Raw genomic sequence first — 15,425 nt, forward strand, 5'->3', positions numbered from 1 at the left:
CTCGACCGGCTAGCTGCCCGAGCAGTACGTCAGGGTGATCTCGGAGCGGACCGCCACGTCTCCCGGGGGCAGTGACTGCGACTGCACGGTGGGCGGGTTCGCTCCCGCGCAGTCCGGATCCTCCTGCGGGACGACGGTGAGTCCGAGCTCCTCGAGTTCGCGGGTCGCGGCCTCGACGGTGTAGCCGCGCACGTCGTCGATGGTCACGCGGCCGGAGGCGACCACGAGATTGACCATCGTGCCGGCGGCGACGCTGGACCCTTCTGCCGGATCGCTCGAGATCACCGTGCCGGCCGCGAGGTCCTTGTCGTTCTGGGGTGTGATGGTGCCCAGTTGCAGGCCGGCGCCGGTGATCGCGCCGGTCGCGGCATCCTGCCCCAGCCCGGTGAGCGTGGGAACCGTCGACATCTCCTGCCCGGTCGACACGTACACGCGCACCTGCTCGTCGGGCGCGACCGAGGTGCCCGCGGCCGGTTCGGTGCGGATGACGTTGCCGGCGGCGACCTCGGTGTTCTCCTCGTCGATGCGGATCGCCCGCAGGTCGGCGTCGGCCAGGGCCTCGTTGGCGCGCTCGTAGGTCATTCCGCTGACCTCGGGCACCTGGCGCACGCTGGACGGAAGATCGTCTCGCGGCTGGATCGACAGCACCCAGAACAGCAGGGAGATGAGCAGGACGGCCAGGAGCGCGACGCCCGCCCAGATCCACGCCACCGGCGGGCCGGCCTGCGTGCGCTTCATGGTCGTGTCGGTGCTCAGCTGCCGCAGCGAACGCGCGGTCTCGGCGGCCTGGCGAGGGTTCGGTCCGTACAGCTCGCTGGTGAGCGCGCCCACCTGTCGCTTGGACGGCTGGCGCCCGTCGATCGTCGCGTCGAGAGCCTCGCGGAAGCCGGCCGCGTCCTGGTATCGCTGGAACGGATCCTTCGCGAGTGCGCGGAGGGCGACCGTGTCGAGTGCGCGCGGAACCGTGTCGTTCACCTCGGACGGCGGGATCGGCGCCTCGCTGACGTGCTGGTATGCGACGGCCACCGGAGACTCGCCGCGGAAGGGCTGCCGGCCGGTGAGCAGCTCGTACAGCACCACGCCCGTGGAATAGACGTCGGCGCGGGCGTCGACGGGCTCGCCCTTGGCCTGCTCGGGCGAGAAGTACGCGGCCGTGCCGAGGATCTGCGTCGTCTCGGCGACGGTGGACGAGCTGTCGGACACCGCACGGGCGATGCCGAAGTCCATCACCTTCACCTGGCCGGCGTCGGTCACCATGACGTTGCCCGGCTTGATGTCGCGGTGGACCACGCCCGCCCGGTGCGAGTACTCGAGCGCCTCGAGGATGCCGTCGACGTAGCGGACGGCATCCGTCACCGGAACCGGGCCCGAAGCGATGATGTCTTTGAGCAGCCGGCCCTTCACGAGCTCCATCACGATGAAGGGAACCGGGCGGACCGTGCCGTCGGGAGCGGTGAGCGAATCCTCGCCGGCGTCGTACACCCGCACGATGGTGGGGTGCGCCATGCGGGACGCGGCCTGAGCCTCGAGGCGGAAGCGTGTGCGGAACGCGTTGTCGTCGGCCAGCTCGCGGTCGAGGATCTTGATCGCGACCTCGCGGCCGAGCGTCAGGTCGTACCCGCGGTAGACGCTCGCCATGCCGCCCCTGCCGATCGGCTCGTCGATGCGATAGCGCCCCGAAAGCACGCGCGGCTCAGCTGTCACGGTCTCTCCCTGCCTGCGGACATCAGCCAGACTAGCCGAGCCGGAGCGGGCCACGCGTCTCGCGTGACCCGCTCTGCGGACTCACTCAGTCACTCGGCTCACGGCGTGGGCGTGGGCGTGGGAACGGGCGCGGCGGCTTCGATCAGCACCGTGGCCTCGCCGGACTCGCCCGACGTGCGGCTTCCGGCGGTGCCGCCGCTGCACGTGACGTTGTACGTGACGATCACGGTCTGACCCGCGGCGTCGCCGGCGGTCACCGTCGCGTTGCGGGCGTTCTGCGGGAAGCTGGGACCGTTGGCGATCGTGCCGTTCTGCACCGTGAAGGTGTAGGCGCTCACCGATCCGGTTCCCGGCGGGCACGTGTAGCCGTCCCACATGACGGTGAGCGGGTCACCGGGCTCGACCGTCGCGGGCGATCCCTGGAAGGTCGGCGTGCCAGGCGCCGGCATCGGCACCTGCCCGGCGTACGCCGTCAGCTCGATCACGGTGCCCTTGGGCACGTTGCCCGTCGGGCTCACCTCGTAGATCTTGCCCACGCTGGCCTCGTCGGGCGCGGCGTTCCCCTCGGTGCAGGTGGCGGCGAGGCCCAGCGCGTCGAGCGCGGTGGACGCCGTCGCGCAGTCCTGGCCGACGAAGTCGTCGGCTACGACGTTGGCCGTCGTCGGGGTCGGCTCCGGGGTGTCGGTGGGCGTGTTGTCGGGCGTCGACGTGGCGGTCGTGCGCGCGGGATCGGGATCGGCGTCCTGGTTGGCGACGACGGCCCAGATGGTGCCGATCAGCACGAGCAGCAGCAGCGCGATGAGCGCGATGAGCGGCCACGTCCACGGGCTGCGCTTCTTCTTCTCCGTCGTCTCCTCGACGACCTCCTCGTCGGGAGCCGGCATGACGCGCGTCGCGGCCGAGGTGTCGGAGCCCGGAGTGAGCAGCTGCGTGGCGGCGTCGCCGGCGACGACACCGGCGATCGCCGGCACCGCCGCAGCGGCGGCCGCGACGTCTCCGCGGCGGAGCGCGGTCGCCGCGCGGGCGACGGCGGCCGCCGAGGCGGGCCTCTCCTCGGGCTTCTTTGCGATCATCGCCATCACGAGGTTCTGCACCGGCACGCCGACCGTGGCGGGCAGGGGCGGCGGCTGCTCGTTGATCTGCGCCATCGCGATGGCGACCTGCGACTCGCCGGTGAAGGGGCGCTTGCCGGCGAGGCACTCGTACGCCACGATGCCGAGCGAGTAGATGTCGGTCGCCGGCGACGCCGGGTGCCCCGACGCCTGCTCGGGCGACAGGTACTGCACGGTTCCCATCACCTGGCCGGTGGCGGTGAGGGGCACCTGGTCGGCGATGCGCGCGATGCCGAAGTCGGTGATCTTCACGCGCCCGTCGGGGGTGATGAGCAGGTTGCCGGGCTTGATGTCGCGGTGCACCAGACCGGCGGCGTGCGCCGCCTGCAGTGCGGCGGACGTCTGGGCGACCACGTCGAGCGTCTTGTCGGTCGACAGCGAGCCGTCGCGCTCGAGGATCGTCGACAGGGCCTCGCCGGGAACGAGCTCCATCACGAGGAAGGCGCTGCCGTTCTCCTCGCCGTAGTCGAACACGCTCGCGATGCCCTCGTGATTCACGAGCGCCGCGTGGCGGGCTTCGGCACGGAAGCGCTCCAGGAAGCCTGGATCGCCCATGTACTCGTCTTTGAGGATCTTGATGGCGACCGTACGTCCGATGACGTGATCGGTCGCCTCCCAGACCTCTCCCATGCCGCCGATCGCTATGCGCGAATCGAGTTCGTATCGGCCGCCGAAGGTCACGCCCTGCGTCGGTCTCATCGTCCCAGCACCGCCTCCATGACCTTCTTCGCGATAGGAGCGGCGATGGTGTTGCCGCTGCCCGACTGTCCTTGCCTTCCGCCGTCCTCCACCACAACGGCGACGGCGACCTCGGGGTTGTCGGCGGGTGCGAACCCGGTGAACCAGAGCGTGTACGGCTCGTCGCCCGTGTTCTCCGCGGTGCCCGTCTTACCGGCCACGTCGACCCCGTCTATTCTTGCACCCGACGCAGCGCCGTCATTGACATTGGCCACCATCATCGTGACCAGCTCGTCAGCCATGTCCGTGTCGAGCGCGCGCCCGAATTCGCTGTCGTCGAACGTCTGCTGCACCGAGAGGTCGGCGCCGATCACCCGGTCCACCATGCGCGGGTTCATGACGACCCCTCCGTTCGCGATGCCGGCCGACACCATCGCCATCTGCAGGGGCGTCGCGGTGACCTGGCCCTGACCGAAGCCGCTCAGCGCGGTCTGCGCGTCGTCCTGGATCGTGCGCGGATAGCCCGAGGGGGTGGAGACGAGCGGCAGCTCGAACGACTGGTTGAAGCCGTACTTCTCGGCCTCTTCCCGGATCGCGGTGTCGCCGAGCTCGACCGCCAGCTCGGCGAAGGGGATGTTGCAGCTGAGCCGGAGCGCGTCCGCGAGGGTCACCGTGTCGCCGCCGCCGCATGTGCCGCCGCTGGCGTTGTGGACGATGCTGCTGGACTGCGGCAGCTGATACGTCGCGGGGTTGGGGAGCGCCGAGTCGGGGGTGTAGTCGCCCGAGGCGAGCGCCGCCGAGGCGACGACGAGCTTGAAGGTCGACCCGGGCGGGTTGAGATCGCCGCCGATCGCCCGGTCCGACAGCGGCTTTCCGGGATCGGCGGTCAGTGCGTCATACGCGGCGTTGACCTCGGCGGGGTTGTGGGAGGCCAGCGTGTTGGTGTCGTAGCTGGGGCTGGTCACGAGCGCGAGCACGCGCCCCGTCGAGGGCTCGATCGCGATCACTCCGCCCTGGAGGTCGCCGAGCGCCTCGAAGGCGGCGCGCTGCACGTCGGCATCGAGCGACAGCACGACGTTCGACCCGCGGGGCGGCTGTCCGGTGAAGATCCGCTCGACGCGGGAGAAGAACTGCGATCCGCCGGTGCCGCTCAGATCTTGGTTCATCGCGCGCTCGATCCCCGTGAGCGAGTCGAGCACGGGATTGAAGTACCCGGTCACGGGCGCCCACATCGCGGCATCCGTGTACACCCGCTGCCAGCTGTACACGTCGCCCGACGGTACCGACGACGCGATCGCCGAGCCGTTGGCGATGATCGATCCGCGCTGCACCTCGTACGAGTCGTACAGCGACCGCTTGTTGGCGGCGTTCGCCGCGAGCTCGTCGGCCTGGATCACCTGGATCCAGCTGGCGGACCCGAACAGCGCGAGGAACATGAGCAGCATCAGGATGCTGAGGCGACGCAGTTCTTTCGTCATGTCAGCCGATCACCACCCGGGGCCGGCTGCGGACGGCATCCGAGATGCGCAGCAGCAGCGCCACGATGATCCAGTTCGCGACCAGCGACGAACCGCCGGCGGCAAGGAACGGGGTGGTCAGGCCGGTGAGGGGGATGAGGCGGGTGACGCCGCCGACCATGATGAACACCTGCAGCGCGATCGTGAACGAGAGCCCGGTGGCCAGGAGCTTGCCGAAGTCGTCCTGCCCCGCCAGCCCGATGCGGATGCCGCGGCTCGTGAACACCATGTACAGGCACAGGATGGCGAAGACGCCGATGAGCCCGAGTTCCTCGCCGAGCGCGGGGAGGATGTAGTCGCTCTCGGCGACCGGGGTGAGGTCGGGCCGGCCCTGACCGAGTCCGGTGCCGAGCAGCCCGCCGTTGGCCATGCCGAAGATGCCTGTGACCAGCTGGAAGCTCGCGCCGTCCATGAGATCGGGGTTGAACGCGTCGAGCCAGATGGTGAACCGGTTGCCGACGTACGGCAGGAAGCGCGAGGCGACGAACGCGCCCGCCGCGGCGAGCACGACGCCGATCAGCACCCAGCTGGTCTTGCCGGTCGCGACGTAGAGCATCGCGACGAACATGCCGAAGATCAGCAGGCCCGTGCCGAGGTCGCGCTGCATCACGATGATGCCGAGCGAGGCCAGCCAGATGACCAGCAGCGGGCCGAGCTCGCGGGCCCGGGGCCACGTGAGCCCGAGGAACCGGGTCCCGGTCGAGGTGAGGCTCTCGCGCGTGCGGACGAGGTAGCCGGCGAAGAAGATCCCCAGCGCGATCTTGGCGAGCTCGCCCGGCTGGAACGAGAAGAACCCCAGCCGCACCCACACGTCGGCATTGGCATCCGTTCCCAGTCCCGGGATGACCGGAAGGATCAGCAGCACGATGCCCGCGAGGCCGAAGATGTAGGTGTACCGGAACAGCACGCGATAGTTCTTGAGGAACATCACCACGAGCGCGGCGGCCACGAGGGCGATCGCGGCCCACGCGAGCTGACGGGTCGAGAACGAATCCCAGCCGTGGAGGTCCTCGGCGATGTCGAGGCGGTAGATCATCGCGAGCCCGAGCCCGGTGAGCAAGGTCGCGATCGGCACCACGAACGGGTCGGCGTCGCGGGCGCGCAGGCGCAGCAGGATGTGCAGGGCGATCACGAGCGCCGTCAGGCCGCCGCAGTAGACCAGGAACGTCCAGTCGATGGCGTCGAGCGCGCCGAGCTGCACCAGCGCGACGGCGGAGGCGTTGATCGCGAACGCGAACACCAGCAGCGCGAGCTCGCGGTTGCGCTGCGTCTGCGGCACGCGGATGCGGCGCAGGGCGCGGATGACCGCGGTGTCGGTCGACACCGCCTCGGTGGGCGTGGGCGCGCTCATCCGCCTCCTCCCGCCAGATCGTTGATGCCCGAGACGATCTGTCGCGCGTGCGCCAGCGAGTCCGCCGAGATCGTCCCCTCCACCGTCGCACGGGCGAACTCCGACAGCGAATCGAGGGGGATCTCGGTGTCTTCGTAGGGCGTCGACAGGGTGATCGGCCCGATGTTCTGCTGCACGCCGCGGAAGATGACGACCGTGTCCTCGTCGGCGCCCACGTAGTAGCGCGTCTGCGTCCACTGGTAGCCGATCCAGGCCGCGCCGACCAGCAGCAGCAGGACGAGCGCGAGGCCCGCGATCCAGCCGATGCGCCGGCGGCGCGCGCGGCGGCGGTCCTCCTCGATGAGCTCCTCGAGGAACTCCGGCGCCGGCTCGAAGTGCGTGGGCTCGTTCGCGGCCTGGCGGTTCGGGTGCAGCCAGCTCGACCGCCGGGGTGCGGCGGCGGGCACTTCGACGCCGACGGGGTTGGAGGCGGAGCCCACGATCGTGGGCGTGCCGCTGAAGAGCGGATGCTGCCCGCCGACGTCGACGATGACGATCGTGACGTTGTCGGGGGCGCCGCCGTCGAGCGCCTGCTTCAGCAGGTTGTCGGCGGTGCGGCCGGGTGCGAGCCCGAGTCCGAGGGCCTTGGCCGTATGGGCGTCGTCCACGACGCCCGACAGACCGTCCGAGCACAGCAGCCAGCGATCGCCCGGCTGCGTCGGCATGATGAACGTGTCGAGCTCGGGATCGGTGTCCATGTCGCCGAGCACGCGCATGAGCACGGACCGGCGCGGGTGGTAGCGGGCCTCCTCCGGCGTGATGCGGCCCGAGTCGACCAGGCGCTGCACGAAGGTGTGGTCGGTGGTGATCTGGGTGAGAGCGCCGTCACGGTAGAGATAGATGCGCGAATCGCCGATGTGGGCGATGACCGCGTAGTCGTCGACCATGATGAGCGCGCTGACCGTCGTGCCCATGCCCGCGAGCTCGGGGCGGACGCCGACGGTCTCGACGAGGTCGACGGCCGCGTCCGAGATGGCGTCGCCGAGTGCCTTCTCGGCCTCGGCGGTGGAGTCGTAGGGCCGGTCCAGGTTCTCGAGGCGCGAGATCGCGAGGCTCGACGCGACGTCGCCGCCCGCGTGGCCGCCCATGCCGTCGGCGACGACGAACAGGTTCGAGCCGGCGTAGCCGGAGTCCTGGTTGTTGGAGCGCACCTTGCCGGTGTGCGAGATCGCGGCGCTCGAGCCCTGGAAGACCATATGCGAGGGGTCCGCCCGCTACTTCCGCAGCTCGAACGTCGTCGCGCCGACCTTGATCGGGGCGCCGAGGTTCACGGGGACGGGAGCGGTGACGCGGGCGCCGTCGTGCCAGGTGCCGTTCGTCGAGTCGAGGTCCTGGATCATCCACTGGTCGCCCCACAGCACGAGGCGCGCGTGGTGGCTGGAGGTGTAGTCGTCGCGTACGACGAGCCCCGACTCGCTGGAGCGCCCGATCGTGAGGGGCTCGTTGCCGAGGGGCAGCTCGAGGCCCGTCTTGGGTCCGCTCGTGATGACGATGCGGGACGCGGTGGCGGTGGTCGCGGGGCCGCCGGGCTGCGCTGCCGGCTTCGCGGGCGCGGGAGCAACCGGCGCGGTCACGGAAGAGGGGGCAGCGGATGCCGCGGGCCCGGCCGCAGCGGCGGCCGCGGCATCCGGCATCCGCCTGACCTTCACCCCGAACAGGTCGGCGCGCAGCGAGTACACGACGGCGAAGACGAACGCCCACAGCAGCACCAGGAACCCGATGCGCAGCAGGAGGAGGGTGAGCTCGCTCACGTCAGCGGTCCCCTCTCGCGCGGGTCGTACGCCCGCGTGGCGTCGTCGACGGATGCCGGGGGCCGGGCGGCGGACGCCTGCGCGACGACGCGGAACACGATGTCGGTGCGGCCGATCCGCACGGTCGAGTCGGGGGGCAGCGCCGCCTCGCCCACCTTGCGGCCGTCGAGCATGGTGCCGTTGGTGGAGCCGAGGTCGCGGACCATCGCGCGCTCGCCGTCCCACAGGATCTCGACGTGCTTGCGGCTCGTGCCCGAGTCGGCCACGGTGATGTCGGCGTCGCTGCCGCGGCCGATCACGGTGCGCGACTTCGTCAGCGGGATGCGCCGGCCCTCGACGTCGACCACGCCGCGCCAGGCGACGCGGCCGCCCTGAGCCGTGGACGACTCGACGCGCAGCGTGCCGGTCGCCAGCTGGTCGTCGCGCCGGAGCGAGATGGAGACGGGGCCGGCGAACGAGTAGCCCTGGGCCTTCGCGTGCTTGTGCACGAGGGTGTCGAGCTCGTGGATGAGCGCGTCGCCGAGAGCCGACACGCGCTCGTCGTCGGCCGGCGCGAGCAGCACCGTGAAGGTGTTGGGCGCGAGGATGCGGTCGCGGCTGACCACCGCGGCCTTCTTGTCGAGTTCGCTGCGCAGGGCCGACGCGATCTCGACGGGCTGGATGCCGCTGCGGAAGGTCTTGGCGAACGCGCTGTTCACTGCGCGCTCGAGACCTTTCTCGAAGCTGTCAAGTAGTCCCACGGAGCTCCTCTGGAGGGGGGTGCCGGTTGCTACATGCTAATTGCACACGCTGTCCCGGACGTGGATCGTCCTCGCGATCAGGCGAGTTCGAAGCAGGCCGCGACGCATGATATCCTCGGGAAGTTGAGTTTCGAGGGATCCACGGATCCAGCGACTCGCGCGAGTGGCGGAATAGGCAGACGCGCTGGCTTCAGGTGCCAGTGCCCGAAAGGGCGTGGGGGTTCAACTCCCCCCTCGCGCACAGCGCAGCGAAGGCCCCCGGGTGACCGGGGGCCTTCGGCGTTTCCATACGTTTCCGGCTGGCCGCGCCGCGTGAAGCGCCGGGTTCAGGCGCCGCCGAGACCGTCGAGGGCCGGCACCAGGGTGAAGACGATCTCTTCGATCTCGCGACCCACGCCCGGGGCGAAGTCGACGTTCCGCGACACCTCGGTGAACCCGGCCTTCTCGAGCACCGCGATCGAGGCGGCGTTGTGCGCGGCGACGCGCGCGAACAGGGGCCGGATGGGTTCGCGCGAGATCAGCAGGCGCAGCGCCGCGGTGGCGACGCCCCGGCCCCAGGCGTGGCGCGCGATCCAGTAGGTGACCTCGCGGTCGCCGTCGATCGTGAAGGTCGCCGCCGTGCCGGCGAAGCCGCCGTCCTCGGTGACGACGAAGGAGCGCACGTCGCCCGACGTCCGCTGGCGGTCGATCCAGGCGTCGAACGCGGCGCGGTCATCGGGATCCTCGGCGGTGAACGCCGCTATCGCGATGGCCTCGGGATCGCGCATCATCTCGAAGACGGCGTCGAGGTCGTCGTCGTCGAGGGGCCGCAGCTCGATATGGCGCACGTCTTCACGCTAGCCGGGGCGGGCAGGCGTGAGAAGCGGCGCAGCGGCCGATTCCCGGGGCGGCGGCCGATCCGCGGCGGCGGCCGACTCCCGGCGGCGGCGCGTCAGGCGAGACCGTGGATGTCGCGCAGCAGCTTCTCGGCAAGATCGCCGTCGCGTGCGGCGAACGCGTCGCGGAAGCGCTCGTACGCGGCGGTGCGGCCGATCGGGCACTCGATGAAGGGGCGCCAGCCCACCATGTCGCGGCGGATCGCGATCTCGTACTCGCGGATGAACTTCACCAGCGCGAAGTTGGCGCCGGCGTTCGTCACGACCGCGAAGAAGCCGTGGCTGGCCGCCACGAGGGCCGTGGGGTCGTCGGCGCGAGACGCGGCGATGATGTCGTCCAGACGCTCGAGGGCCAGGGCGAGCGCGCCGTCTTCGGCCCGCTGGCACGCCATGCGCACCGCGATCCCCATGTTGTAGGCGACGAGCTCGACGGTGTCGCTCTGCTGGTTGGGGTACGACACGCGCGTGTACCGGTGGGGCGACACCTCGACGAGTCCGGCGCGCTCGAGCCGCTGCAGCGCTTCGCGCACGGGCGTGCGCGAGACGCCGAGCCATTCGGCGAGCTCGTGATCCCGCAGCCGCTCGCCCGGCGCAAGGCGTCCGTCGAGGATCGCCTCGCCGAGCCGCGCGTAGACCTCATCTCCGAGGACGGCGCCGCGCGGCTCGAGGGGGACGAAGGGGGCAGCCATGGGTGGCACCAGTGTACGCCGGACGATTCAGGCGAATACAACCCCCGATCAGGCCTCGGCGTCGTCGCCGCCGCGCGGCGGGATGCACCGAAATACGCGGCATCCGACCTCGCCCTCTCGCTGATATATCGGTACGATGTCCCTGTCCACGTTTCGACGTGGCCTATCCGGGGGGATCCGTCGACGCCCGGGCTTCGAGCTCCGCTCAGCCCGGGCGGACGATGGGCACGCGCCCGAACCCTCCGTCAAGCTCCGGTGTGCAACGTTTGTGTCACCATCGGAATTGGGTCTCGCCGCGCGCGCGTGTCTTCACTACGTTGGAGGGAATCGCCGCAATCGCGACGAGATCAACGAAGAACGGCAAGTAATGAGCACGCAGGGCACCGTCAAGTGGTTCAACTCGGAGAAGGGCTTCGGCTTCATCGCTCCCGATGAGGGCGGCGCAGACGTCTTCGCGCACTACAGCGCCATCCAGTCGGGCGGCTACCGCTCCCTCGAGGAGAACCAGCGCGTCGAATTCGAGATCGCGCAGGGACCCAAGGGCCTCCAGGCCGAGAACATCCGCCCGCTCTGAGTCGAGCGGACTGATCGCCTCGTGCGGTCAGTGAGCCGCGGCATCCCAAGATCACCTGATCGGCGGATGCCGCGGCTTCGCCATGCCCGGAGCGCCGGCGATGCGCCGGGGCGGCTCGGGATCGGCGGATGCCGCGGCTTCGCGGTGTCGCCCGAACGTCGCGCCCTGCTCACCCTGCCCCTGACGGGGTCGGCTGCGGGTCAGTCCCGGTCGCCGCGGACGAGCTCGAGGCCCGCGCCGGCGAACTGACGCAGCGTCGCATCGGGCAGGAACGCCCGCGTGAGCGCCCCGCCGATGCGCGTGAGGTCGCTCTCGTCCCGGTAGAGCAGGTACATGGTCTCGTACCGGGGGTGGAACTTCTCCTTGAAGCGGTGGAGCGACCGGAAGCCGTAGACCGGCTCGAGCGCCTCCGCCAGTCTGTCGCTGAGCGCGGCGATCATCCCGGCGTCGGGCGGGTAGTCGTGGGCGAGCGGCGCTCCCGAGAGCGACATGATCTCGGCGCCCTCCTCGGAGAAGAGCTTCGCCGACGACCCGATGAGGAACTCCATCACGGGACCGAAGCCGCCGTCCCGGCGTCGCATGAGGTCGAGCGTCCAGCCCCGCACCCCGTCTGCTCCGCTTCCGCTGCTCTCCCCGCCGCTCCGCGCGCCCCCGCCGTGCACCGGCAGCCACGACAGGAAGCCGTCCACGTCGCCGTTCGGCGCCAGAGCCAGCGCTAGGCGCACCTCGGGATCCTCCGCCTCGACGAGGGTGCCGAGCGTGAACCCCATCTCGGGGAGGCCCTTGTCGCCGACCCACATCTCCGAGATCGCGCGCAGCTGCTGCTGCACGCCCCACGGCTCGTCCTTGAGGTGCGTCATGCGGAACGTCATGTCTTCGCGCCCGGCCCGGTTGAGCGACGACCGCACCGAGTTCCACCGTTTGCCGGTGAACTCGAGGCCGGGCAGATCGACGATCGTGTCGTCGGCGACCACGAGGCTGCGCCAGGTCGAGGGCACGGCGGCGCGTGTCGCCTCGTCGGCGCTGAAGAAGCACGGGACCAGTCCCGCCTGCTCGGCATCGTGGATGAATTCCCGGACGGATGCCGCGCGCGTGGCCTCCGGCCCCAGCGGGTCGGCGAGGGCCAGCGCCACACCGGCGCGCCGCTGGTACGCCACGATGCCGTCGGCAGTGCGGGCGTAGTCGTTGCCCTCCCACGTGGTCATCCACGACAGCGTGCCGCCGCCGTCGGCGTGCAGCATCCGCTTCACGTCCTCCACTCCGGGTGCCGGCTGCCGGCCGATCCGCGACGTGCGCCGGGCCCGGAACGCCCGTCGCACCCAGATCAGGTAGACGAGCATGAGCAGCCACAGGAACCCGCTCGCGAGCGCGAGCTCGGTCTCGCCGTCGATCTGGGCCTCGACCTGCGCCTCGCTCGCGATGATGATCGCGGCCAGCACCAGGAGCCCCGTCAGCACATTGACCGCCGCGAGGATCAGCGCGACGACCCACGACCAGCGCCGTCCGCGCCGCAGGCCGTTCGCGACGAGGAGGATCACCAGCGTGTCGATCGCGAAGTCGATGAAGCCGCCCGACACCGGCTCGGTCGGGCCGAACGGGCCGTCGGTCGGCACGAGGATCGTGACGATCTGGACCGCCCCCAGCACCAGCACCGAGATGAAGGCGATGAGGCGCTGCTCGCGGGTGGTGGTGCGCTGGATGCGCAGCGAGCGGTCGACGAACAGCACCAGCAGCACCGCGAGCAGGTGCTCGAGGTCGGCGAGGCTGCCCCAGAACAGCATCGCCACGAACACGGTTCCCAGGAGCACCAGCCACGCGCGGACGCGCCAGGGACTGCGGAAGAGGCCGACCGCCGCTGCGATGCAGGCCATCGTGCCGCCGGACGCGCCGACGTCGAGTGCCGCCGCCTGCTCCTGCGCCCACGCCCATGGCAGCTGCGCGAGTCCCCACAGCAGCAGCGCGGTGGCGAGGATCGCGAACAGCTGGCCCACCCAGTAGTACGCCAGCGCGATGCGCGAGCCGCGACGGAACTCGAGGTACGCCATGCCGGCGAAGCTGGCGATCGTGAAGAGGTAGACCCACGGCTCGTTGACGAAGAAGGTGCCGGTGACCGGCGTCCACCAGCGGCCGGCTTCGAACGCCGGCAGGCCGTAGGCCACCACGTCGAACAGGTCCGACTCCTCGAACGGCCGCCACAATCCCTGCCACACGACGCCCGCCACGAGGATCAGCGCCACCATCGTCAGCGTCGCCGGCATGCGGCGAATCCCCGTGAGGACGCGGTTGGATCCCTGAGTCGCCCCGTCGCTCATGTGCACAGCGTAGCGACGTGCCCTTCGCGCGCCGCAAGGCCGGCGCGCACGGAGCGTCAGTCGGCGGAGGACAGGTGGTGGTAGTCCGCGAGGGCCTTCGCGTCCTCGGCGTCGCGCATCGCGCGGCGCGCGGCGTCCAGCGCCGCGACCGGGTCCTGGGCCTGGCGGGCGCTCGCGAGCTCCCGCTGCGCCGACAGCAGACGCGATCGCGCGTCGGCGCCGGCGCGCGCGCGGAGGACGGATGCCTCGGCCTGAGCCAGTGCGCCGCGCGCGGCGGCGAGGGTGCCCGGCAGGGCGGTCCGCGCCCCGCGCAGCCGCTGCTGCGACGTGCGGGCGTCGCCGAGCGCGAGGTCGATTCGGCCTCGCAGTCGCGCGACCGCCTCGACGGTGCGAGTGGGGCGGTGCGCGGCATCCGCCTCGATGCGGTCGAGCTCGTCCTCGACGGCGTGAAGCTCCGCGCCCAGCCGCTCGGCCTCGGCCGCATCGAGGTGCTCGCGCGTGACGGACGCCTGCCGGAGTGCCACGCGGGCGTGGGCGATCTCTTCGCGCACGGCCTGTGCGGCCTGCAGCACCAGCCGGTGCGTCTCTTCCAGGGTGCGCGCGTCGGCTTCGGCCTGGCGCAGCGCGCGCTCGCCCGCCGCGAGGTCGGGCAGGGCGCTCAGGGACGGGTCGGCCGCCCGGGCGGCCGCGGCGTCGAGGTGGCGCTCTGCTTCCGCGGCCCCCGCGAGCGCGGCGCGCGCGGAGCGCGACGCCTCGCGCCACTCGTCCTCGGCGAAGCGCGACGACAGGTCGGCGACGAGAGCGGCCGGGTCGCCCATTGCGGCGCGCAACTCGGCCAGCCGGCGACGGGCGGCGTCGACCTGCGCGGCGGCGGAGACGTGCTGCCGCACCCAGGCTCCGTGCTCGTCGCGCGCCGCGGCGACGATCGCGAGCGCCTCGGTGGCGCGACGTTCGATGCGCGCCGCCACCTGTCGCACCTCCGCGGGCGCCGCGGCGGGATCGCTGATCGCCCGGTAGTCCTCGAACGCGTCGTCGCGCGTGTGCTGCGCCGTCAGGCGCGCCCGCCGCAGCGAGGACGGCGCGTCGCCGCCGTGGAGCGCGCCCGACAGCCCGATCTCGAGCTCGAGCTCGTCCACCTCGTCATCCAGGCGCACCAGCGTGGCGCCCGCGCGGGCGCGGGCCTGCTCGGCCGCGGCCCGGGCGCGGGGGGAGCGGCGCGCGCGCCGCACCGCCCACACGATCACGGCGATCGCGATCGCGGTGACGCCGAAGACGACCAGGGCGGGCACCGCCCACCTCAGGATCGTGTCGAGGTCAGGCATCCACCGACCCGACGGCCTCCGCGGGGGCGACGGCGTCGCGGGCCGCCGCCTCGCCCTCTCCGCCGGACTCGTCCATCAGCAGCAGCGCGCGCAGCTGGTCGGCGTCGTCGACGACAGCCTGGGCACCCTCGGCCTCGTGCGGCCAGCTGAAACCCCACCGCACGAAGATGACGGGCACGCCGTGCTCGGCTCCGCCCTCGACGTCATGGTGCCGGTCGCCCACGAGCACCGGACGGCTGGTGTCGACGCCCGCCGCGGCGAGGCGCCGGAGCGCCTCGGCGACGACGTCGGACTTCGAGCTCAGCGTCTTCTCGTCGGCGGTGGCGCCGACGATCGCGGTGAGCGAGGTCGAGAGGTCGAAGTGGTCCATGAGGGCGACGACCTGCACCTCGGGCTTCGAGCTGGCCGTGGCCTGCGGAATGCCGGCGGCCGCGACATCCGTCACCAGCTCACCCATTCCGGGGAACAGCCGGGCGCCCGTCGAGTACCCGTCGATCTTGTTCAGACCGCGGTAGAACGTGACGGCCTCGGTGGCCTGCTCCGGACTCATGCCGACGTTCACCTGGAACGATTCGTACATCGGCGGGCCGATCCAGTGCACGAGCTCGGCACGCGTCGGGGGGCGCTTGCCGAAGTGCTCGAGGCAGATCGTGAGGCGGCGCAGAATGCCGTCGGACGCGTCGACGAGCGTGCCGTCCACGTCCCACAGCACGCAGGTCCATCGCGAGGGGGTCCGCGGGGGTCGGGGCATGAGCACCAGC

At 71.3% G+C, this 15,425-nt stretch carries 13 protein-coding genes and 1 tRNA gene; 2 read left to right on the plus strand and 12 right to left on the minus strand.

What is annotated here, in order from left to right; genetic code table 11:
- Window positions 1-9: 9 nt before the first annotated feature.
- The 7 genes from pknB to IM770_RS09275 all read right to left on the minus strand — a co-directional run bounded on the left by pknB (window position 10) and on the right by IM770_RS09275 (window position 8,892).
- On the minus strand, window positions 10-1,704 hold the full coding sequence (pknB, locus tag IM770_RS09245) for a Stk1 family PASTA domain-containing Ser/Thr kinase (RefSeq protein ID WP_203580843.1): 1,695 nt from the start codon (window positions 1,702-1,704) through the stop codon (window positions 10-12).
- 98 nt (window positions 1,705-1,802) lie between these two features.
- Complete coding sequence (locus IM770_RS09250) at window positions 1,803-3,515, minus strand: serine/threonine-protein kinase (RefSeq protein ID WP_203580844.1); 1,713 nt, start codon at window positions 3,513-3,515, stop codon at window positions 1,803-1,805.
- Entirely contained in the window at window positions 3,512-4,972 is a 1,461-nt protein-coding gene (locus tag IM770_RS09255; RefSeq protein WP_203580845.1) for a peptidoglycan D,D-transpeptidase FtsI family protein, read from the minus strand. The genes IM770_RS09250 and IM770_RS09255 overlap by 4 nt, the downstream gene beginning before the upstream one ends.
- Before the next feature lies 1 nt (window position 4,973).
- On the minus strand, window positions 4,974-6,362 hold the full coding sequence (locus IM770_RS09260; RefSeq protein ID WP_203580846.1) for an FtsW/RodA/SpoVE family cell cycle protein: 1,389 nt from the start codon (window positions 6,360-6,362) through the stop codon (window positions 4,974-4,976).
- Window positions 6,359-7,597: a PP2C family protein-serine/threonine phosphatase gene (locus IM770_RS09265; protein ID WP_203580847.1), complete on the minus strand. Its 1,239-nt coding sequence runs from the start codon at window positions 7,595-7,597 to the stop codon at window positions 6,359-6,361. The genes IM770_RS09260 and IM770_RS09265 overlap by 4 nt, the downstream gene beginning before the upstream one ends.
- 18 nt (window positions 7,598-7,615) lie before the next feature.
- Window positions 7,616-8,152 (minus strand): FHA domain-containing protein FhaB/FipA, encoded by a 537-nt coding sequence (locus IM770_RS09270; RefSeq protein ID WP_203580848.1) that lies wholly within the window; start codon window positions 8,150-8,152, stop codon window positions 7,616-7,618.
- Window positions 8,149-8,892 (minus strand): FHA domain-containing protein, encoded by a 744-nt coding sequence (locus IM770_RS09275; RefSeq protein WP_203580849.1) that lies wholly within the window; start codon window positions 8,890-8,892, stop codon window positions 8,149-8,151. Before IM770_RS09275 ends, IM770_RS09270 begins: the two co-directional genes overlap by 4 nt.
- Before the next feature lie 157 nt (window positions 8,893-9,049).
- Here IM770_RS09275 and IM770_RS09280 point away from each other — a divergent pair.
- A tRNA-Leu gene (locus IM770_RS09280) sits at window positions 9,050-9,133 on the plus strand.
- 85 nt (window positions 9,134-9,218) lie between these two features.
- Here the strand turns inward: IM770_RS09280 and IM770_RS09285 are convergent.
- Window positions 9,219-9,719, minus strand: a complete 501-nt coding sequence (locus tag IM770_RS09285; RefSeq protein ID WP_203580850.1) for a GNAT family N-acetyltransferase — start codon at window positions 9,717-9,719, stop codon at window positions 9,219-9,221.
- A gap of 104 nt (window positions 9,720-9,823) precedes the next feature.
- Window positions 9,824-10,456 carry a GntR family transcriptional regulator gene (locus tag IM770_RS09290; protein WP_203580851.1) on the minus strand — a complete coding sequence of 211 codons (633 nt, stop codon included), beginning with the start codon at window positions 10,454-10,456 and terminating at the stop codon, window positions 9,824-9,826.
- Window positions 10,457-10,823: 367 nt separating this feature from the next.
- Here IM770_RS09290 and IM770_RS09295 point away from each other — a divergent pair, with 367 nt between their 5' ends.
- On the plus strand, window positions 10,824-11,030 hold the full coding sequence (locus tag IM770_RS09295; RefSeq protein WP_109208752.1) for a cold-shock protein: 207 nt from the start codon (window positions 10,824-10,826) through the stop codon (window positions 11,028-11,030).
- Window positions 11,031-11,230: 200 nt separating this feature from the next.
- Here IM770_RS09295 and IM770_RS09300 read toward each other — a convergent pair whose 3' ends face one another.
- The 3 genes from IM770_RS09300 to IM770_RS09310 are packed head-to-tail and all read right to left on the minus strand — an operon-like array spanning window position 11,231 to window position 15,415.
- Window positions 11,231-13,342 (minus strand): bifunctional lysylphosphatidylglycerol flippase/synthetase MprF, encoded by a 2,112-nt coding sequence (locus IM770_RS09300; RefSeq protein ID WP_203580852.1) that lies wholly within the window; start codon window positions 13,340-13,342, stop codon window positions 11,231-11,233.
- Between the two features lie 56 nt (window positions 13,343-13,398).
- A complete protein-coding gene (locus IM770_RS09305; protein WP_203580853.1) occupies window positions 13,399-14,664 on the minus strand; it encodes a coiled-coil domain-containing protein in 1,266 nt (421 codons plus the stop codon).
- Window positions 14,657-15,415, minus strand: coding sequence for an HAD hydrolase-like protein (locus tag IM770_RS09310; protein ID WP_203580854.1), 759 nt, complete (start codon window positions 15,413-15,415; stop codon window positions 14,657-14,659). The genes IM770_RS09305 and IM770_RS09310 overlap by 8 nt, the downstream gene beginning before the upstream one ends.
- Window positions 15,416-15,425: the final 10 nt, after the last annotated feature.

This window comes from Microbacterium hibisci (genome assembly GCF_015278255.1).
GTDB lineage: Bacteria > Actinomycetota > Actinomycetes > Actinomycetales > Microbacteriaceae > Microbacterium > Microbacterium hibisci.